General features: G+C 66.9%; 20 protein-coding genes. 10 read left to right on the plus strand and 10 right to left on the minus strand.

Annotated elements, in window-relative coordinates; all coding sequences use genetic code 11:
• Nucleotides 1-71: 71 nt before the first annotated feature.
• The 5 genes from AVL48_RS14550 to dnaA all read right to left on the minus strand — a co-directional run bounded on the left by AVL48_RS14550 (nucleotide 72) and on the right by dnaA (nucleotide 6,635).
• Nucleotides 72-563 carry a DciA family protein gene (locus tag AVL48_RS14550; protein WP_061981976.1) on the minus strand — a complete coding sequence of 164 codons (492 nt, stop codon included), beginning with the start codon at nucleotides 561-563 and terminating at the stop codon, nucleotides 72-74.
• A 274-nt stretch (nucleotides 564-837) separates the two neighbouring features.
• Nucleotides 838-1,992, minus strand: a complete 1,155-nt coding sequence (recF, locus tag AVL48_RS14555) for a DNA replication/repair protein RecF (RefSeq protein WP_061981626.1) — start codon at nucleotides 1,990-1,992, stop codon at nucleotides 838-840.
• Nucleotides 1,993-2,018: 26 nt separating this feature from the next.
• Nucleotides 2,019-2,906: a phosphogluconate dehydrogenase (NAD(+)-dependent, decarboxylating) gene (gnd, locus tag AVL48_RS14560; protein WP_061981627.1), complete on the minus strand. Its 888-nt coding sequence runs from the start codon at nucleotides 2,904-2,906 to the stop codon at nucleotides 2,019-2,021.
• A 36-nt stretch (nucleotides 2,907-2,942) separates the two neighbouring features.
• The gene (dnaN, locus tag AVL48_RS14565) at nucleotides 2,943-4,076 is read right to left on the minus strand and encodes a DNA polymerase III subunit beta (protein ID WP_020632653.1); all 1,134 of its coding nucleotides are present in this window, start codon (nucleotides 4,074-4,076) and stop codon (nucleotides 2,943-2,945) included.
• Between the two features lie 921 nt (nucleotides 4,077-4,997).
• On the minus strand, nucleotides 4,998-6,635 hold the full coding sequence (gene dnaA, locus AVL48_RS14570) for a chromosomal replication initiator protein DnaA (RefSeq protein WP_061981628.1): 1,638 nt from the start codon (nucleotides 6,633-6,635) through the stop codon (nucleotides 4,998-5,000).
• A gap of 605 nt (nucleotides 6,636-7,240) precedes the next feature.
• Here dnaA and rpmH point away from each other — a divergent pair.
• The 9 genes from rpmH (at nucleotide 7,241) to AVL48_RS14615 (ending at nucleotide 13,211) form a co-directional block, all read left to right on the plus strand.
• Nucleotides 7,241-7,384, plus strand: coding sequence for a 50S ribosomal protein L34 (rpmH, locus tag AVL48_RS14575; RefSeq protein WP_005154511.1), 144 nt, complete (start codon nucleotides 7,241-7,243; stop codon nucleotides 7,382-7,384).
• Between the two features lie 23 nt (nucleotides 7,385-7,407).
• Nucleotides 7,408-7,818, plus strand: a complete 411-nt coding sequence (gene rnpA, locus AVL48_RS14580; RefSeq protein ID WP_061981629.1) for a ribonuclease P protein component — start codon at nucleotides 7,408-7,410, stop codon at nucleotides 7,816-7,818.
• Between the two features lie 4 nt (nucleotides 7,819-7,822).
• On the plus strand, nucleotides 7,823-8,128 hold the full coding sequence (gene yidD / locus AVL48_RS14585) for a membrane protein insertion efficiency factor YidD (protein WP_061981630.1): 306 nt from the start codon (nucleotides 7,823-7,825) through the stop codon (nucleotides 8,126-8,128).
• Nucleotides 8,129-8,132: 4 nt separating this feature from the next.
• Nucleotides 8,133-9,233: a membrane protein insertase YidC gene (yidC, locus tag AVL48_RS14590; protein WP_061981631.1), complete on the plus strand. Its 1,101-nt coding sequence runs from the start codon at nucleotides 8,133-8,135 to the stop codon at nucleotides 9,231-9,233.
• A 30-nt stretch (nucleotides 9,234-9,263) separates the two neighbouring features.
• On the plus strand, nucleotides 9,264-9,821 hold the full coding sequence (locus AVL48_RS14595; protein ID WP_061981632.1) for a Jag family protein: 558 nt from the start codon (nucleotides 9,264-9,266) through the stop codon (nucleotides 9,819-9,821).
• Between the two features lie 209 nt (nucleotides 9,822-10,030).
• Nucleotides 10,031-10,711: a 16S rRNA (guanine(527)-N(7))-methyltransferase RsmG gene (gene rsmG / locus AVL48_RS14600; protein ID WP_061981633.1), complete on the plus strand. Its 681-nt coding sequence runs from the start codon at nucleotides 10,031-10,033 to the stop codon at nucleotides 10,709-10,711.
• A 64-nt stretch (nucleotides 10,712-10,775) separates the two neighbouring features.
• Nucleotides 10,776-11,705, plus strand: a complete 930-nt coding sequence (locus AVL48_RS14605) for a ParA family protein (RefSeq protein ID WP_061981634.1) — start codon at nucleotides 10,776-10,778, stop codon at nucleotides 11,703-11,705.
• Entirely contained in the window at nucleotides 11,702-12,718 is a 1,017-nt protein-coding gene (locus AVL48_RS14610; RefSeq protein ID WP_061981635.1) for a ParB/RepB/Spo0J family partition protein, read from the plus strand. The genes AVL48_RS14605 and AVL48_RS14610 overlap by 4 nt, the downstream gene beginning before the upstream one ends.
• Nucleotides 12,719-12,824: 106 nt before the next feature.
• On the plus strand, nucleotides 12,825-13,211 hold the full coding sequence (locus tag AVL48_RS14615) for a hypothetical protein (protein WP_208616278.1): 387 nt from the start codon (nucleotides 12,825-12,827) through the stop codon (nucleotides 13,209-13,211).
• A gap of 49 nt (nucleotides 13,212-13,260) precedes the next feature.
• Here the strand turns inward: AVL48_RS14615 and AVL48_RS14620 are convergent, their stop codons facing one another.
• Both AVL48_RS14620 and AVL48_RS14625 read right to left on the minus strand, forming a co-directional pair.
• On the minus strand, nucleotides 13,261-14,211 hold the full coding sequence (locus tag AVL48_RS14620; protein WP_061981637.1) for a D-alanine--D-alanine ligase family protein: 951 nt from the start codon (nucleotides 14,209-14,211) through the stop codon (nucleotides 13,261-13,263).
• 36 nt (nucleotides 14,212-14,247) lie between these two features.
• Nucleotides 14,248-15,567 (minus strand): aminotransferase-like domain-containing protein, encoded by a 1,320-nt coding sequence (locus AVL48_RS14625; protein ID WP_061981977.1) that lies wholly within the window; start codon nucleotides 15,565-15,567, stop codon nucleotides 14,248-14,250.
• 195 nt (nucleotides 15,568-15,762) lie between these two features.
• On the opposite strand from AVL48_RS14625, the gene AVL48_RS14630 reads away from it, so the two are divergent.
• Complete coding sequence (locus AVL48_RS14630; RefSeq protein WP_143104828.1) at nucleotides 15,763-16,407, plus strand: GNAT family N-acetyltransferase; 645 nt, start codon at nucleotides 15,763-15,765, stop codon at nucleotides 16,405-16,407.
• 367 nt (nucleotides 16,408-16,774) lie between these two features.
• Here the strand turns inward: AVL48_RS14630 and AVL48_RS14635 are convergent, their stop codons facing one another.
• The 3 genes from AVL48_RS14635 to trxB all read right to left on the minus strand — a co-directional run bounded on the left by AVL48_RS14635 (nucleotide 16,775) and on the right by trxB (nucleotide 19,542).
• Nucleotides 16,775-17,923 carry an N-acetylmuramoyl-L-alanine amidase gene (locus AVL48_RS14635; RefSeq protein ID WP_061981639.1) on the minus strand — a complete coding sequence of 383 codons (1,149 nt, stop codon included), beginning with the start codon at nucleotides 17,921-17,923 and terminating at the stop codon, nucleotides 16,775-16,777.
• Nucleotides 17,924-18,184: 261 nt separating this feature from the next.
• A complete protein-coding gene (gene trxA / locus AVL48_RS14640) occupies nucleotides 18,185-18,508 on the minus strand; it encodes a thioredoxin (protein WP_061981640.1) in 324 nt (107 codons plus the stop codon).
• A gap of 38 nt (nucleotides 18,509-18,546) precedes the next feature.
• Nucleotides 18,547-19,542 (minus strand): thioredoxin-disulfide reductase, encoded by a 996-nt coding sequence (gene trxB / locus AVL48_RS14645; RefSeq protein WP_061981641.1) that lies wholly within the window; start codon nucleotides 19,540-19,542, stop codon nucleotides 18,547-18,549.
• Between the last annotated feature and the right edge of the window lie 64 nt (nucleotides 19,543-19,606).

Here is a 19,606-nt window from a genome sequence, read left to right on the forward strand (position 1 = left end):
GACGTTCGCGAAGCGCTCTGAGCGCGTTCTCGGGGCGCTGGTGGCACAGTTGCGGCGAAGCGCAACTCGGATCAGCCGTACGTGTCACGCGGACCACGTCCCGGGACGTGCCGCGGCCCTTTCCGCCAGCTCGGCGCCGTCGGTCCCTGAATCCGCATCCTCTTCACCACGCCGTGCCCGACCCCGGCCGCGATCTTGGTCAGCAGCTGGCTCTGGAGCAGGCGCAGCTGCGTCGCCCACGCCGTCGAGCTGGCACGCACGGTCAGCTCGCCGTCCTTCAGTGCCACCGGCTGGGCGTGTTCGGCGACCTCTTCACCCACAAGCCGGGCCCAATGGCCGAAGACCTGCCCGTTGGCCAGCCGCGTGTTCCAGCCGCGGTCGACCGCGAGCCGCGAGGCGAGCCTGCCGAGCGGTTGCGGGTCACGCGTGTCGGCACCCGGCCCTGACCAGCGACGACGTCGCGGACTCTGTCCGTTCGCCCCGGCTCCCCCGCCGGTGATACGGCCTCGGCGCACGCCTGGTTCGACTCCGCGCGCTTTCGCTTTGGCCTTCGCGGCCTCCAGCGCGAGATGAGCGAGGTCACGACCAGTAGCCGCTTCCTTGCTGTTGGTATCGGTTGCGCCGTTCGGTGACGAAGGCTGCTCACTCTGCGTGTCGAACAGACTTCCCTCACTGGGGTTACCCCCCTTATGGGAGGGGTCAAGCCGCTTTTCAGGCCCCTTGGTCACGCGGGGCGATAACGCGTTCACGGTGTTATCCACACTGTCCACAGGTTTGTCCCCAGATTGGTGGGCAACTGCTGTGGCGCCGATCACCCGGGGTGTCCGTTTCATGGGATCACCCTGGGTTGATCTCACCATCTGCCACGAGGAACCGGCGCCCGGCCAGTTCGGCGGGTACGTCCTCGTCCACGGCGGCGGTCACCAGCACCTGCTCGGCACCCGCCGCCACCTCCGCCAGCCGGGCCCGGCGACGCCGGTCCAGCTCGGCGAACACATCATCCAGGAGAAGCACCGGTTCCCCGGCCTCGCCACGCAGGAGCTCGTAGCTTCCCAGACGCAATGCGAGGGCGAACGACCAGGACTCCCCATGACTCGCGTAGCCCTTGGCCGGCGCTTCGCCGAGGACGAGGTCGAGTTCGTCCCGGTGCGGGCCGACCATGCTGACCCCGCGCTCCAGCTCCAGGTTCCGGGACCGCCCCAGCGCTTCGACCAGCACTTCCTTGAGTACCGCTTCGTCGGCGCGAGGACCGTCCGGAACGCCGTAGCCCGCCGGTATCGCTTCGCCCAGGCTGGACCTGTACGCGATCTTCGCCGGTCTCGAGTCGGGCGCGACCCCCATATAAGCGGCGGCCGCGTACGGCGCGAGGTCCGCGATGAGGTTGAGCCGGGCCGCCAGCAACGCGGCCCCGGCCACCGCGAGGTGGTCGTCCCAGACGTCGAGCGTCGACAACGCGTACGGGTCTTCACGTCCCGTACGCCGCTTGCCCGCCGTCTTGAGCAGGGCGTTCCGCTGCTTCAGCACCTTCTCGTAGTCGGCCCGGACCCCGGCGTACCGGGGGGCGCGCAGCACGAGGAGTTCGTCCATGAAGCGACGGCGCTCACCGGGATCCCCGCGCACGAGTGCCAGATCCTCCGGGGAGAACAGCACCGTGCGCAGGATGCCCAGCACGTCGCGGGGCTTGCCGACCGAGCCGCGGTTGATCCGCGCGCGGTTCGCCTTGCCGGGGGTGATCTCCAGCTCGACCGTCAGCTCGCGGTCGTCGTTGACCACCGCGACCCTGATCAGCGCGCGTTCGCAGCCATGCCGCACCAAGGGTGCGTCGGTCGCGACGCGATGCGAGCCCAGGGTCGCGATGTAGCCGATCGCCTCCAGGAGGTTCGTCTTACCGCGGCCGTTCTGTCCGACGAGGACGGTCGGGCCGGGTTCGAGCGCCAGATCGGCCAGTGGCCAGGACCGGAAATCGGTGACCTGGAGATGTCTGAGGTACAACCCGTCTGCCTAGCGGCCGGCCGTCGTCACTGAACCTTTTTCACAGCGTGCCCGCCGAACTGGTTGCGCAGCGCGGCGACGGCACGCATGGCGGCGGAGTCCTCCTGGCGGGAGGCGAACCGCGCGAAGAGCGCGGCCGAGATGACCGGCGCCGGCACGGCGTTGTTGATCGCCTCTTCCAGCGTCCACCGGCCTTCGCCGGAATCCTCGACGTAACCCTCGAGGTCGTCCAGTTCCGGGTCCTCGTCGAGCGCGCGGACGAGCAGGTCGAGCAGCCACGAGCGGACGACGGTCCCCCGCTGCCAGCCCTTGATGACCGCGGGCACGTTCTCGACGACCTTCGCGGCTTCGAGCAGCTCGAAGCCCTCGGCGAAGGCCTGCATCATGCCGTACTCGATGCCGTTGTGAATCATCTTCGCGTAGTGCCCGGAGCCGACGGCACCGGCGTGCGAGAAGCCCTCTTCGCGCGGGCCGTCGGGACGAAGCGCGTCGAAGATCGGCATGGCCTTTTCGACGTCCGAAGCGGCGCCACCGACCATCAGGCCGTAGCCGTTGTCCTTGCCCCACACGCCACCGGACACCCCGCAGTCGAGGTAGCCGATGTTCTTCGCCGCGAGCAGGTCGGCGTTGATGCGGTCGTCGGTGTACTTCGAGTTGCCGCCGTCGATCACGAGGTCGCCCTCGGACAACAGGTTGCTGAGCTCGGCGACGGTCTGCCGGGTGGGTTCACCGGCGGGCACCATGATCCAGACGATCCTCGGACCGTCCAGTTTGGACACCATGTCTTCGAGCGACGTGGAGTCGGTGACGTCCGGGTTGCGGTCGTAACCGATCACTTCGTGACCGGCGCCGCGCAGCCGGTCGCGCATGTTGAACCCCATTTTGCCGAGGCCGATGAGTCCCAGCTGAGCCATGAAGATCCCCTTTGGTGCGAAAGAAACGAAGGCCGGTCAGCCCGGGAGCCGGACCGGCATCAGCAGGTACAGGTAGCCGGGGACGACGTTGCCCTCTTCGTCGGCGGGCTTGATCAGCGCCGGCCTGTTCGGCGTGGTGAACGTCAGTTCCGCCCGGTTCGCGTTCAGCGCGCCGAGCCCGTCGACGAGGTAACCCGGGTTGAACGCGATGGTCACCGGCTCACCTTCGTAATCGACCTGAAGTTCTTCTTCGGCCGAACCCTCGTCGTCGCCACCGGCCGAGAGCCGGAGCGAACCGTCGTTGAACTCCAGCCGCACCTGGGTGCCACGTTCGGCGACCAGCGAAACACGTTTGATCGACTCCGCCAGCGCGGAGACCTCGATGACCGCGCGTGACGTGTGCTGCGCGGGCAGCAGCTGCCGGTACGGCGGGAACTCCGCGTCGAGGAGACGCGTCGTGGTGTAGCGGCCGGAGCCGGAGAGACCGAGAAGGCCCTCACCGCTGGCGAGTGCGAGGCGGATCTTGGCGCCACTGGCACCGAGCGTCTTCGCGGCCTCGGCGAGCGTGCGCGCCGGGACGAGCACCGCGGCGTCGGACAGGCCCTCGGCGGGCTCCCAGGTGAACTCCCGCATGGCGAGCCGGAAGCGGTCGGTGGCGACCAGGGTCAGCGAGGAGCCGGAGATCTCCAGCCGCATCCCGGTCAGCATCGGGAGCGTGTCGTCCTTGCCCGCGGCGACGACGACCTGGGTGACCGCCTGGCCGAAGGCATCGCCGGTGAGTTCGCCGGCGAAGGCGGGCTGGGACGGGAGCTGCGGGTAGTCCTCGACCGGCATGGTCGGCAGGGAGAAGCGCGCGGAGCCGCAGGTGATGGTCGCGCGAGCGCCGTCGACGGAGATCTCGACCGGCTGCGCGGGCAGCGACTTGGTGATGTCGGCCAGCAGACGGCCGGAGACCAGGAGGCGGCCGCCGTCGGCGATGGTGGCCGGGACGCCGACCGTGGCGGAGACCTCGTAGTCGAATCCGGAGACGGTGAGTGCGTCACTCGTCCCGTCGGATCCCGCATCGAGCAGGACACCGCCCAGAACCGGGACCGGAGGCCGCGACGGGAGGCTTCTCGCCACCCACGCGACGGCGTCGGCCAGCCCGTCACGCTCGACGCGGATCTTCATGCGCGCTTCCTTTCGACAGCCGAGCCCCTGACGGCTCGAAAGCTCAACGGGTCACCTCGGCCGGAGAGCGCGATGGCCAGGTGCCTCGCAGGTGTGTTCGGTCCGGCGAGGACGCGAACGCACGTCGACACGCAGACCAGGTGCAGGGACCCACGTTAGGCCGTCCCCGGGGTTCGCGTCACCTCGGCCTCCCCTTGCTTTTGTCGACAAGACGACACGGCTCGAAGCTGTCCCCAGATTCGTCCTTCGCCTGTTTTTGTTTTATTCCCTTCTTAAGAAGAACTAAGAACAGCAGTAGTAATAGGCGTTGTGGATTGTGTGGACAAGCCCCGTTCGCGCAGGTCCGGATGCCTCGGACCCTGTGGACTCCGGGTGTGTACGGACGGTGGACAGCTCGAGCCGTCGGTGGATGGTTTCGGGCGGCGCTCGAACTGTCCACAGTCATCCACAGTTGTCCCCACGGTTATCCCCAGCTGTGCGGTGATTTGTACCCAGGGGCTGTGGGCCCGGTTCGTGACCGGAATCGCTCGGGAGAGTGATCCGGGCAGCAGAGGTAATCCTTGTGCACAGAATGGGGACAACCTGGGGACAGCGTGTGGATCATGGTGTGGAAATGCTGTGGATTGCCTGTGAGCGCGATGTGGATGAAACCCGGTCGTCGCTGGCCCTGAGCCTGCGGGAGTTGTGCACAAGGTACCCACAGCATGTGGATTTCCTTTGTGCACAAGGGAAAACGCGAAGCGTGCGTAGGCGCTCTTCGGCTCCTTCGCGCGCGTACGTCATGTTGATGAGGTACCCGCTCTTCGCGGCTCTACACGCGGTTCGGACCTATGTGGACGGCGGCTTGAGCTGGAAGACGGCATGAAGAAGGGGCCCCCACCTGGACGGTGAGAGCCCCTGAAGTCCTTGTGTGCTAAGGGATTACTGCCGTGCTCGCTGCTTTATGCGCGATGTCAGCTCCTGCACCTGGTCGTAGATGCGGCGGCGTTCGGCCATCTCCTTGCGGATCTTCTTGTCCGCGTGCATGACCGTCGTGTGGTCGCGGCCGCCGAAGGTCTGCCCGATCTTCGGCAGCGACATGTCGGTCAGTTCGCGGCAGAGGTACATCGCGATCTGACGCGCCGTCGCGAGCGCCTTCGTCTTGCCGGGACCGCAGAGGTCGTCGAGCGTCACGTCGAAGAACTCCGAAGTGACGCCCATGATGGTCGGCGCGGTGATCTCCGGCGCGTGCGAATCCGGGATGAGGTCCCGGAGCACGATCTCGGCGAGTCCGACGTCGACCGGCTGCTGGTTCAGCGACGCGAAGGCGGTGACGCGGATGAGCGCGCCTTCGAGTTCCCGGATGTTCGCCTCGACGCGTGAAGCGATGAACTCCAGCACCTCGTTGGGTACCGCGAGCCTGTCCTGCGCGGCCTTCTTGCGAAGGATGGCGATGCGTGTTTCGAGCTCGGGCGGCTGGATGTCGGTGATGAGGCCCCACTCGAACCGCGTGCGCAGCCGGTCTTCCAGCGTTTCGAGGCGCTTCGGCGGGCGGTCGGAGGAGACGACGATCTGCTTGTTCGTGTTGTGGAGGGTGTTGAAGGTGTGGAAGAACTCTTCCTGCGTACCTTCTTTGCCTTCCAGGAACTGGATGTCGTCGACGAGCAGGATGTCGACGTCGCGGTAGCGGCGCTGGAACGCGACCTTGCGGTCGTCTCGCAGCGAGTTGATGAAGTCGTTCGTGAACTCTTCCGTCGACACGTACCGCACGCGCATGCCGGGGAACAGCCGCTGGGCGTAATGCCCGACGGCGTGCAGCAGGTGGGTCTTCCCGAGTCCGGATTCTCCCCAGATGAACAACGGGTTGTACGCGCGCGCCGGTGCTTCGGCGACGGCGACCGCGGCGGCGTGGGCGAATCGGTTCGACGCACCGATGACGAAGGTGTCGAAGGTGTACTTCTCGTTGAGCTTCGTCTTCGACGTCTGCGGCTGCGCCGGCGCGGTGTAGGGCTGGCCCGCGATCGGCTGGCCGGAGAACGTGGGCCAGATTTCGGTCACGGCGGCGAGAGCCTCGCCCTCTTCGTCGACTTCCTCATCGCTGTCATCGCCATCGTTGAGGCTGTTGTCGACCGGGTGCCTCGGCTGCATCGGCGGCCGCGGCTTCGGTGGCTCGGGCCGGGGCCGGTTCGGGGACAGCATGCCGTCGCCCTCGGGCAACGGCGGTGTGCCGTGCGAGGGACCGGCGCCGTTTTCCACCCGGCCGGGTGACGGGTCGTAGCGAGGACCGGGCGCGGGGGGAGGCATCGAGGTGTGTGTCTCGGTGCTGTCGACCTTCACCGCGAGAGAGACCGCGCGGCCGAGTCGTCGCGAAAGGGCTTCGGTGATCGCGCCGCGAAGGGCGCGTTCGATCGCTTCCTTGGCGAAGTCGCTGGGCGCGGCGAGCAGGGCGGTGCCGTCGAGGAGGCCGATCGGCCGGGTCACCCGCATCCAGGCGCGCTGCTGCGGGGAGAGGGTGCCATCGGACAGTTCACGCACGACCTGTTCCCAGATGACGCCAAGATTGTGCTGGTGATCGGACACCTGCCTGACTCCCTCCCCTCATCGGTGCGTGCGGCGAGATCACTCAACGAACGCCCGGAAGAACTCCGTCGAGCGTCATCTTGGCCCGATCAGTTCATGCGCACAGCAAATATCCACATAGTTGTCCACAGCTGTGCACTAATGTACGGCGGCCCGCGGCGACGTCACCTGCGGGCTCGGCCTATGCCGGTGGGACGCCTCCACATCCCCAAGGACGCCCGGGCGTCTGCACCGCTCCACCTCGGCGAAAACCCGGGAGGGGCACGCTAACAAGCCCCGCCCATTGCCACAAGGCATCCTCTCGCGCAAGCATTTCACGGTGTACGGCGCGTTGCCATTCGGTACCTTCGCGTCGCGGATGATCACTCCCCACGCGCGGTCGCGGTCCGTGGTCGAGGGGGTGCCTGACGAGCCCCGCCGATGGGTGCGTACCCTCGTAAGGTCTCCCGTATACAGCGGGGGCGTTTCGCGTGCCCACGTTGTCGTCGCTCGACGTGACGAGGCCACACGTTGGTAGGAGACACCAGAGACTGCCGTGCGTCAGCACGACACGCCAGGAACGGGTCGAACCGTTCCCGGCGGCCGAGAAACAGGAGAAGTAAGTCGTGAGCAAGGGTAAGCGCACCTTCCAGCCGAACAACCGCCGACGCGCCCGGGTCCACGGGTTCCGGCTGCGGATGCGGACCCGCGCGGGTCGGGCGATCCTGGCGGCTCGCCGTCGCAAGGGCCGCGGCGCGCTGTCCGCCTGATCCTGCCGTCGTCGAGGGACGTCGTGCTGCCGGCCGCCGCGCGTTTGCGGCGCAGTGAGGATTTCCGTGCCGTGATGCGGCGTGGGGCCAAGGCAGGCAGGCGCCGCCTCGTCGTCCATGCGTTGACCACGGACCCGCCCGACGCCGCCGAAGCGGCGCGGGCGGGTTTTGTGGTGAGCAAGGCCGTGGGCAACTCGGTGGTCCGCCACCGGGTCACCCGCCGGTTGCGGCATCTCATTTCCGCCAGGATCGGAACACTGCCGCCGGGCAGCTCGTTGGTGATACGGGCACTACCACCGGCCGCGGACGCGTCCAGCGCGGAACTCGGTTCGGACCTCGACGCGTCGTTGCGGCGTCTCGGGCTGTCCGGGCATTCCGTCGTCACCGGGAAGTCCCGCCAGGCGCGACCCCCCGACCACGGATCTGCGGTGTAACGGCATGCGAGCCACCGACAACGAGACCACCGACGCGGCCCGGCCGGGTCCGGTGGCCTGGGTACTGCTGCTGCCCATCAAGCTCTACCGCAAGGCGATCTCTCCTTTCCTTCCTCCGGCGTGCCGGTTCTACCCGAGCTGTAGCGCGTACGCCGTCGAGGCACTGACCCGGCACGGCGCCGGCCGCGGTGGTTATCTCGCGGCCCGGCGACTGCTGCGCTGCGGCCCGTGGACTCCGCCCGGCCGCGATCCGGTTCCCGAGACTTTCTCGTGGCGCCGCCGCCGACCTGAAACACCGATCGAGGAGTAGCTCAGTGCTCGACTTCATCTACTACCCCGTGTCCTTCATCTTGTGGTGTTGGCACAAGGTCTTCGGGCTCGTGTTCGGTGAGGCGAACGCGGTGTCCTGGATCCTCGCGATCATCTTCCTGACGTTCACCGTCCGCGGCATCATGTTCAAGCCGTTCGTGAACCAGGTCCGGTCGATGAAGAAGATGCAGGACTTCGCGCCGGAGATGAAGAAGGTCCAGAAGAAGTACGCGAACGACCGGCAGCGCCAGGCGATGGAGATGCAGAAGCTCCAGAAGGAGCACGGCGTCAACCCCCTGGGCAGCTGCCTCCCGATGCTGCTTCAGATCCCGGTCTTCATCGGTCTGAACCACGTCCTGCGGATGTTCACCATCAACCCGTACGGCGGCCCGAAGACCGAGAACTACTTCTTCGACCAGTCCGGTGTCGAGTCCTACGTCAACGCGAAGCTGTTCGGCACCAACCTGGGTGAAGCCATCTACACCGGTGTCGGCGTGGTCAGCGGCGGCAACACGCCCGCTGGTTTCCACTGGCACGTCGCTCCCGTGGCGATCCCGCTGATGATCGTCGCCAGCATCGCCACGCACCTCACCGCGCGGCACTCGGTCCAGCGTCAGAACCCCGAGTCGGCGACACCGCAGACCGCGATGATGAACAAGCTGACGATGTACATCTTCCCGCTCGGTGTCCTCATCTTCGGTGCCCTGTTCCCGCTCGGCCTCCTCTTCTACTGGTTGGCCAACAACGGCTGGACCCTGATGCAGCAGCGCCTCGTCTACACGAAGATCGACAAGGAAGAGGAAGCGCGCAAGCAGGCCGAGAAGGAGAAGCGCGCGAACCTCGGCCCGAAGCCCGGCCAGAAGCCGACCGCGCCCCGCCCCGGCCAGAAGCCGGTCCAGCAGAAGAAGAACAAGCAGTCCTCCGGTGGTCAGGTCAAGAAGGCGGGCTCACCGCACGGGTTCGCCCAGACCGCTCCCGCCGCCGAGAAGACGGACACCAACGACACAGCGGCCGAGCCGTCGACGAACGGCTCGAAGGAGAACGGCGCGGACGTGCCCGGTCTCATCTCGGACTCGACTAAGAAATCAGGCCGGAAGCGTCGCTGACGCCGATCCGGGCTGGAGAGGAGACTAAGAATGGCGGAGACGATCGACACGATCGACGCCGAGGAGAACAGCGCGGCCGAGACCGAGGACGTCGCTGACGAGACCCCGCGCAAGGGAGGTGTCGACGACGACGTCCTCGTGAAGGAGGGCGACATCGCCGGCGACTACCTCGAGCGGCTGCTCGACCTTCTGGACTACGACGGCGACATCGACCTCGATGTCGAGGCGGGTCGCGCCATCGTCAGCATCGACGGTGGCGAGGATCTGGAGAAACTGGTCGGCCCGCGCGGCACCGTGCTCGAAGCACTGCAGGAGCTGACGCGGCTGGCGGTCCAGCAGGAGACCGGTTCGCGGAGCCGTCTCATGCTGGACGTCGCGGGCTGGCGCGCGGATCGCCGCGAGGAGCTCCGCGAGCTCGGTCGCTCCACCGCGGAGACGGTGCTCTCCTCCGGCGAGCGCGTCCGGCTGCAGCCGATGAGCCCGTTCGAGCGGAAGGTCGTGCACGACGCGGTCGCCGCTGTCGACGGGGTCAAGAGTGAGAGCGAAGGAGAGGACCCGAAGCGCCGGGTCGTCATCTTCCCCGCCTGACGATCTCTTTGAGCGAAGCGGCCCGCCGGTCATCCGGCGGGCCGCTTCGTCGTTTCCAGACCGAATTGGCCGCTTCGCGTTTCACGTGAAACGCGACGACGAGTGGAGTTGTCCACAACTTCGGACTGTCTCCCCGGTTTGCGGTCGGCGTCATGGACAATCAGTGAAGCGCGTTTCACGTGAAACGGCGTAGAGGTTGAGGAGCAAGAGTGGGCTTGGACGGGGTCGCCGCATCGGTACGGAGCGCGGCGACGGAGGTGTTCGGAGACCGCGTTGAGCAAGCTGTCGGCTACGTCGAACTTCTGGAGCGCCACGGCGTCGAGCGCGGGCTCATCGGCCCCCGGGAAGTCGACCGGCTCTGGGAACGACACGTGCTGAATTCCGCCGTGATCGGCGAACGAATCCCCGACGGCGCCCGCGTGGTCGATGTCGGATCGGGCGCGGGGCTTCCGGGTATACCGCTCGCGATCAGCCGACCGGACCTCGATATCGTTCTGCTCGAACCGATGGCTCGCCGGGTCGACTGGCTGGCCGAGGTCGCCGAGAAGCTCGAACTCCCTATCACCGTTGTCCGCGGGCGCGCGGAAGAGCGGCAGGTGCGCGAGGAGCTCGGTGGCGCGGATGTCGTCACCGCCCGGGCGGTCGCCCCATTGGCCCGGCTCGCGAACTGGTGCCTTCCGCTTGTGCGTTCCCAAGGCACTCTGGTCGCCCTCAAAGGAGCGAGCGCTGGAGAGGAAATCGAACGCGATCGCGTCGCCGTCCGGAAGGCCGGCGGCGGCGAACCGGAGGTCTTCGAGTGCGGCACAAAGGTGCTTGAGGTCCCCAGCACGGTCGTCTTGATTCACCGCCTGCCTCCGAAACCGTCTCGGCCGCGCGGTAGGCGTAGCTAGTCCGGTTCCACGTGAAACAACGCAGAGTGACTTCAACGTCCACTACAGAGGAGGTTCAAGACCGGTGACTCCCCCACCGTCCGACCCCGCGAGCACTGGCCGCGAACTCGGCTGGACGCCCATCGCCGAGGAAGCCGTCCGAGCCGCCAGCGTGCTGCACCCCAAGGAGGGTGCGCTCCCCCGGCCCGCCCGTCGGCGCGTGCTGACGGTCGCCAACCAGAAGGGCGGAGTCGGTAAGACGACGAGCACGGTGAACCTCGCCGCCGCACTGGCCGTCCACGGACTCAAGACGCTCGTGATCGACCTCGACCCGCAAGGCAACGCCAGTACGGCACTCGACATCGACCACCGTTCCGGCACGCCGTCGATCTACGAGGTACTGATCGGTGAGGTGTCGCTCGCCGAAGCGGCGGCACAGAGTGAGCAGTCTTCGAACCTCTACTGCGTGCCCGCGACCATCGACCTCGCCGGCGCCGAGATCGAACTCGTCTCCATGGCGTCCCGCGAGATGCGGCTCAAGGAGGCGCTCTCCTCCGAGATCCTCGACGAGATCGGGGTCGACTACGTCTTCATCGACTGCCCGCCCTCGCTCGGTCTGCTGACCGTCAACGCGATGGTCGCCGCGCAGGAGGTGCTGATCCCGATCCAATGCGAGTACTACGCGCTCGAAGGTCTGGGGCAGCTGCTGAGCAACATCGAGCTCGTCCAGAAGCACCTGAACCGCGAACTCAGTGTTTCCACGATCCTGCTCACCATGTACGACGGCCGGACGAAGCTGGCCGACCAGGTGACGAACGAGGTCCGGAACCACTTCGGGGACACTGTCCTCAAGACGGTGATCCCGCGCAGTGTGAAGGTGTCCGAGGCGCCCGGGTACGGGCAGACGGTCCTTGCGTACGACCCGGGTTCACGGGGCGCGATGAGCTACGTGGACGCGGCGAAGGAGATCGCCCAGCGTGGGGCGGAGATGAAAGAAAGGAGCGGTACGGCATGAGTGAGCGCAGAGGGGGGCTCGGGCGCGGGCTCGCCGCCCTGATCCCCACCGGTCCGCCACCGGGCTCTGCGGCCCCGGCCGAGAACGGTTCCACCGCGGTTCCCGCTCCACCGTCCGGACCGACCGGGCCGGACGACAAAGGTTGGTTCGCGGCCAACGGCGCGGCCGGTTCGCACGGCGGCGCGGTGGCCGGAGCGGTCTACCGCGAGGTGCCGGTCAGCCAGATCAAGCCGAACCCGAAGCAGCCGCGGCAGGTCTTCGACGAAGAGGCGCTCAACGAGCTCGAGCATTCGATCCGGGCTTTCGGGCTCATGCAGCCCATCGTGGTCCGGGAGCTCGGACCCGACGAGTACGAGCTCGTCATGGGCGAGCGGCGGCTGCGCGCGTCTCAGCTGGCGGAGCTGGAGGCGATCCCGGCGATCGTCCGCCAGACCGCCGACGAGGCGATGCTGCGCGACGCGCTGCTCGAGAACATCCACCGCGTTCAGCTCAACCCGCTCGAAGAGGCGGCCGCGTATCAGCAGCTGCTCGACGAGTTCGCGGTCACGCACGAGGAGCTGGCCGGCCGGATCGGCCGTAGCCGCCCGGTCATCACGAACACGATCCGCTTGCTGAAACTCCCCCTCGCGGTCCAGCGAAGGGTCGCCGCCGGGGTACTTTCGGCCGGGCACGCGCGGGCGCTGCTCTCCCTTGAGGACGCCGAAAGTCAGGAAGAGCTGGCCGCGCGGATCGTCGCGGAGGGCATGTCGGTCCGGGCGACCGAGGAAGCCGTCACGCTCAAGAAGAGCGAGAAACCTGCCAAGCCGAAGCCCGCTCCCCGCAAGGCGATCCAGGCGCCAGGTCTCCAGGAACTCGCGAACCGGCTTTCGGACCGGTTCGACACCCGGGTGAAGGTCGACCTCGGCCGCCGGAAGGGCCGGATCACCCTCGAATTCGGGTCGGTTGACGATCTTGAACGCATCGTCGCGCTGATGGATCAAAATCAGGCAAATCAGACACCGAAAACCGATTAGGGATCACCCCAGGCCATTTTGTCACGGTGACGATTGCGGAGCGATGAGAATAGAGTCACGCTAAGTGTTGGAAATGTTTCCCGTGAAACGGATCGATGAGGAGTGGGTGAGCGAGCTTCCCTTCGTTCGCTTTCAGAGCCCAACCCGCGACAGGCGAGGAAACTTCACCGGCGTCTTCGGTCTCGTCAACGGGCTCGCCCGAACCGGTCGGCTCACCGTCGAGCAAGAGGCTTTTCGTCGGGCGACCAACGACTGGTACGACGCGAACTTCATCAACCCGGCACACAGCGATCCGATCGTGTATGACGCGGCGGTGAATCCCGGCGCCGCAGCGTGGTTCAAAGCGACGGCTCGCGTCTTCATCGAGCCGGTCGACGGCTACCTCGCGATCCTGAAAGCGCACGGCGTTCCGTGCGAGACCGTCCGGTCGGCGGACCCCGGGATGGTCATCTACGAGGACGACTATCAGGTCGTGGCGGTAGCGCGGAACTGAAAAAAAGGGGACTCGCCCGTTCGGGCAAGTCCCCTTCGTGAACTCCGGATCAGCTCTTGCGGGAAACCGCTCGTCCGACGAGGTCGGCGAAGACCGAGCCGAGCGTGGCGCCGCCGGCCTCGATCGCCATCGGCACCGTCGACGTCTCGGTGAGGCCCGGCGACAGGTTCACCGCGAGGAAGTAGACCGTGCCGTCCTCGGCGACCATCGCGTCGGTCCGCGAGATGTCGCGAAGGCCGAGTTGCCGGTGCGCGGCGACGGCCAGTTCGCTGACCGCCTTGGCGGCGTCGTCGGAGATCCGCGCGGGAGTGAAGAAATCGGTCAGCCCGGCGGTGTAGCGAGCGGTGTAGTCGTACACGCCGCTTTCCGGAACGATCTCGACAGCGGGCAGGGTCTCAGGACCCCCTTCGCCTTCGATGACCGTCACGGCCACCTCAACGCCGTCTATGTACTTTTCGGCGAGAACGGTGTCGCCGTACGCGAAGCAGCCGACCATCGCCGCGGGTAGGTCCGCGGCCTCCTTGACGACCTGGGTGCCCAAGGCCGAACCACCCTGGTGGGGCTTGAGGATCAGGGGCAGGCCCAGCTTGTCGACCATCGCGTCCAGTACGGCCTGTGCGCCGAGTTCGCGGAAGATGCTGTGCGGCAGCACGACCCAGTCCGGCGTCGTGAAGCCCGAATTGGCGACCAGTGCCTTGGCCGTCGGCTTGTCCCACGCGCGGCGGCAGCCCTGCGAACTGGTGCCGACGTACGGCACGTCCAGCATCTCGAGCACCGTCTGCACCGAGCCGTTCTCTCCTTCACCACCGTGAAGGGCGACGACGGCCGCGTCGGGCCGCTGGGTGCGAAGACGTTCGAGCAGGCTCGCGTCGGTGTCCCACTCTTCGACGAGGAGACCCTCCTCCCGCAACGCGGCGGAAAGCCGACGTCCGGAGCGGAGAGAGACATCGCGTTCGTGGGAAAGTCCGCCTGCGAGCACGGCAACGGTGCGATCGACCACCGAGGACTCCTTTGTGTCTATGGGACGCCCGGTCGATCAGACCGTGTCCGGAGAGGGGTTCTGCGGCCCCGAGATCGAGCGTGGGCTCACGTTACCGAAGGTACGCGCAAGGTCCATTTCGGACTCGAGCACCGCGGCGAGCCGCCGGACGCCTTCGCGGATCCGCTCGGGCGTCGGGTAGCAATAGGAAAGACGGAGCTGTCTGCTGCCGAAACCGTCGGCATAGAAACCGGTTCCCGAGGCGTAGGCAACCCGGGCGGTGACGGCTCTGGGAAGCATCGCCTTCGTGTCGACGCCTTCGGGGACGGTCATCCAGACGTAGAAGCCGCCGTCGGGTTTGGTCCAGGTGCAGCCGTCCGGCATATGCTGATCGAGCGCGGACAGGATCGCGTCCCGGCGCTCCCGGTAGTTTTCGCGGAAGGTCTTGATCTGACCCATCCAGTCGTGGGTCGAGAGGTATCGCGACACGATCAACTGGTTAAGCGTCGGCGGACAAAGGGTCGCGGACTCGGCCGCGAGCACCAGTTTCTCCCGGACGGCGTGCGGTGCGAGCACCCAGCCGACCCGCAGGCCGGAGGCGAAGGTCTTCGAGAACGAGCCCAGGTACACGACGTTGTCGGGGTCGATCGAGCGAAGCGACGGGTACGTTTGGCCGCTGAAGCCAAGCAGGCCGTACGGATTGTCTTCGACGATGAGGATGTCGTGCTCGCGGCAGATCTCCACGATCTCGGCGCGGCGCTCGACGGCCAGCGTGACGCCGCCGGGGTTGTGGAAATTCGGGATCGTGTAGAGGAATTTGACCCGCCGGCCCGACTTCTTCGTTTCCGCGAGCGCGGCGCGCAGCCCTTCGGGGACCAGACCGTGGTCGTCCATCGCGACGTGGACGACGTCCGCCTGGTACGCGGCGAATGAGCCGAGCGCGCCCACGTACGAAGGCCCTTCGGCGATGACGACATCGCCCGGGTCGCAGAACAACCGGGTGACCATGTCGAGGCCCATCTGGGAGCCGACGGTCACGACGACGTCGTCCGGGTGGGCCTTGATGCCCTCGACGGCCATGACCTCGCAGATCTGTTCGCGCAGCGCCGGGACGCCGTGCGCGGAGCCGTATTGAAGCGCGACCAATCCTTCTTCGGCGATGAGTTCGCCGACCTGCGCGGACAAGGTGTCCAGCGGGAGAGCGGCGAGGTTCGGCATGCCACCGGCGAGTGAAACCACCTCGGGGCGACTGGCGACCGCGAACAAAGCCCTGATCTCGGAAGCAGTCATCCCGGCCGTACGCGCGGCGTAGCGGTCGAGATGCGGGTCGAGGTTGTGTCGGCCGGCCTGTGGCCGGACAGGACGGTTCTCGGTCATCAGGCGCTTCACCCGTGCTTCGAAGTGGACATAGTCGCTACCGACTGGTAGTTCCATCGAGTGTAACCACCCTCCCTTGTGGGGCCCTGGCCTTCCGGTGTTCATCACATCGGCCTATCCTCGGTCTGGACCCCTTCAGCGAGCCGTGCTCGGGACAGGGCTGAGTCGGGTGTCGTCGTTCAGGGAGGTTTGTCGGTGTCACGTCGCGTCGTGGGCGTAACCCTGGACAACCTCGAACATCTGCCCAAGAGCTGTCGTCGCTGCGTTTACTGGGAGCTGGCGCCGCACTTGAAGGCGCAGGCCGAGGAATACGGCGCCACAGAGGTCGAAAAGGAAGCCTGGGTCTCCAGCGTGCTGCTGGAGTGGGGTTCCTGTGGCCGGATCGTCTACAGCGACACCTTGCCCGTCGGCTTCGTGCTTTACGCGCCGCCGAACGCCGTGCCGCGTTCGTTGGCCTTCCCGACTTCACCCCCCGGACCGGACGCTGTCCTGCTGACCGCCTTCCAGATCCTGCCCGAATTCCAGGGCGGTGGACTCGGCCGGATGCTGGTGCAGGCTGTCGCGAAGGATTTGACGAAACGCGGCGTCCGCGCGATCGAGGCCTTCGGTGACGCCAAGCCCGAGGAGACCGATCCGGACGGCGGACACAGTTGCGTGTTGCCTGCCGCGTTCCTGCAGAGCGTCGGGTTCAAGACCGTGCGGCCGCATCCACGGTGGCCGCGGCTGCGACTGGAACTCCGGTCGGCGATCTCGTGGAAGGAAGACGTGGAGGCGGCCCTCGAACGGCTGCTCGGCCAGGTCTCCATCACCACCGCCGAGCCGAGCATGGGTCGCGCCTGAGCTTCGCGCTCCCGGAGGCTCGAGTCCGGTCGCAATGAAAGCGTCCTTCATTGCGAAATTTGCAATGAAAGGCCCCTTCATTGCACGATGCCGAGCCCTCTAGCAGAGCTTTCAGGTACGCGCAGCGGCCATCCCCCACCCTGGGGACAGCTGTGGGTAACCCGCCGAGTTATCCACAGATCCCTGATAGGAGCGGTGGAGAATCTGTGGATGGGTAGGCTGGACCTGGGGACGCCCCCCGGGAAGGGCGGGGGCTGCGCACCGTGTGGGGCTAGGGGTGGCGTGGTCCGGGGAGAGGGCACACAACCGGTTGTGCCGAGAGCGTCGGCAGGGGGATGTGCGCCCGCGTGCGGGTGTGGAGGACTGACTACTCCGCTTTGGCGAGTTCGTGGGCCAGGACGTCGGCGAAGGTGAACGTGCCGGTCGGCTGGTCCCCTTCACCGAGGAGGTAGAGGCGCTTCACGGCGACCAGGATGCCTTCGGCGACGACGTCGCGGAAGGCCGGGTCGGCGAGTTTGCGGCTGTCCTCCGGGTTGGTCAGGTAACCGATCTCGATCCGCACCGCCGGGCAGCGGGTACGGGTGAAGATCTCCCAGGTCTTGTAGTGCGTGCGGCAGTCGAGCATGCCCGTCCGGACGGCCAGCTCACGCTGGATGAAGCCCGCCAGCAGCTCACCGACGGTCGAGGTGGTGCCGTTGCCGGTGCCGAAGTGGAAGCTCGCCACCCCCTGCGCCTTGGGCGAGGGGTTCTGGTCGTTGTGCAGCGAAAGGAACAGGTCGGCGCCCGCCTCGTTGGCGAACTTCGCGCGTTCACCCTCGCTGGGGCTCTGGTTCGGGCCGCGCGAGATCAGCGCCTCCATACCCGTGGCCTTCATCCGGCCTTCGAGCCGTCGCGCCAGGTCCCAGGCGAGGTCCGCTTCACGCAGGCCGCCGGCGACGACGCCGAGGTCTTCGCCACCGTGCCCCGGGTCGATCACGATGCGCTTGCCGCGCAGCCGGGGGCCCGCCTGGCGCACCTGCTCCTGCTCACGCAGGAAGACCGGGCGGCCACCGCGGGCCCGCGGTGAAGAAAGCCGGTGCAGCTCGCGAATGGTGGCCGGACCGCAGATGCCGTCGGCGACCAGGCGCATGTCCCGCTGGAAGGTTTTGAGCGCGCGTTCGGTCTGCGCGCCGAAATGCCCGTCCGGGCGGCCGGCGTCGAAGCCGAGCTCGGTCAGCCGCTCCTGGAGGGCGAACACGTCGTCGCCGTGCACCGGCGCCGCGAACATGTAGGCCAGCGGCCTGCTCCCCAGGTGGAAGCTGGCGCCACGGAGTGCTTGGTAGGTCGCCGGGCCCACCAGGCCGTCGGTGATCAGTCCACGACGCTGCTGGAACGCCCGCACGGCGTGTTCCATCGGCGTGTCGAAGACCTCGTACTCCCCGGATTCGGTCACCGGCGGGAGCAGATCCATCGCCGCAAGCGTGGACCTGATCTCGGCGACGTCCGGCCCGGCGTCACCGCGGCGGAGTACCCGCATGCACTCCTCGCTCTTCCCTTGGGGCACCGAATCGAGCTCGATGCACGACGTGAAAACTCTGCGGGGCGAACCCCGGTGCTCTATTGTGCCCTGTGAACTCTCGGTGAGCGCGGAGGCCCGGTCGGTGCGTCAACTCCCCGTTCGGGAAACCCGATCGAGCCCCATGATCATGTTGTCGTGACGACCTGGACTACCCGCTCCACGTAACGACGAAACCCGGAGCCTGGGCAGGCTCCGGGTTTCGGCAGGTGAAACGCGAGATCAGAGGACGTCGGCGAGGTCCGAGAGCAGCGCGGCCTTCGGCTTGGCGCCGACGATCTGCTTCACCGGCTTGCCGCCCTGGAACAGGATCAGCGTCGGGATCGACATCACCTGGTAGTCACGCGCAGTGTTCGGATTGGCGTCGATGTCGAGCTTCGCGATGGTCAGCTTTTCGCCGTGCTCCGCCGCGATCTCGTCGAGCACCGGGGCGACCATCTTGCACGGGCCGCACCATGTCGCCCAGAAGTCGACCAGGACGGGCTTCTCACTCGTCAGCACGTCGTCGACGAACGACTTGTCGGTCACCTTCACGGTGTTGCTCATGGTGTCTCCTCTGGGTGGTGAACGGGGTGCTTGTGGAGTCAGTTGGCGGAGGCGCCGTAGCCGCCGCCGACCAGCTCGGGGGTTTCCTGCGCGGCCTCGACACCGGCGTGTTCCGCCAGCCATCGTTCCGCGTCGATCGCGGCGGCGCAGCCCGAACCCGCGGCGGTGATCGCCTGCCGGTAGGTCCGGTCGACCAGGTCGCCGGCCGCGAAGACGCCGGGCAGGTTCGTGTACGAGGTCCGGCCCTTGGTGAGCACGTAACCGTCCTCGTCGAGGTCCACCTGACCGCGCACCAGCTCGCTGCGCGGGTCGTGGCCGATCGCGACGAAGAAACCGGTCACCTCCAGCTTCGACTCCTCGCCGGTCACCGTGTCCTTGAGCTTCAGGCCCTCGACCTTGCCGTCCCCCTCGACCTCGGTGATCTGCTTGTTGAGCGCCCACTTGATCTTCTCGTTCTCGCGGGCGCGCTCCAGCATGATCTTGGAGGCACGGAACTCCTCGCGGCGGTGGACGATCGTGACGGACTTGGCGAACTTCGTCAGGAAGGTCGCCTCCTCCATCGCGGAGTCGCCGCCGCCGGCGACCACGATGTCGTGGTCGCGGAAGAAGAAACCATCGCAGGTGGCACAGGCCGAAACACCGCGGCCGAGCAGTTCCTGCTCACCCGGGACGTTCAGATAGCGGGCCGCGGCGCCCATCGAAAGCACGACCGCGCGGGCCGCGTAGCGCTTGCCGTTCGCGAAGACGTACTTGACGTCACCGGTCAGCTCGACGGACTCGACGTCCTCCTGCCGCAGGTCGGCGCCGAAACGCTTGGCCTGCTCGCGCATCTCTTCCATGAGGTCGGGGCCCTGGATGCCTTCGCGGAAGCCGGGGAAGTTCTCGACCTCCGTCGTCGTCATCAACGCACCGCCGAACTGAGTGCCCTCGAACACCAATGGTTCGAGCTGCGCTCGTGCCGCGTAGACAGCGGCGGTGTATCCCGCAGGACCAGATCCAATGACGATCAGGTTCCTGATCTCCTCGGCAGCCACCCGTGACCTCCGCTCGTAGTGACCTGTTCACCAGGCTCAACACGATCGTAGGGGCCGGTGTTCC

The sequence above is a fragment of the Amycolatopsis regifaucium genome, assembly GCF_001613935.1.
Taxonomy (GTDB): domain Bacteria; phylum Actinomycetota; class Actinomycetes; order Mycobacteriales; family Pseudonocardiaceae; genus Amycolatopsis; species Amycolatopsis regifaucium.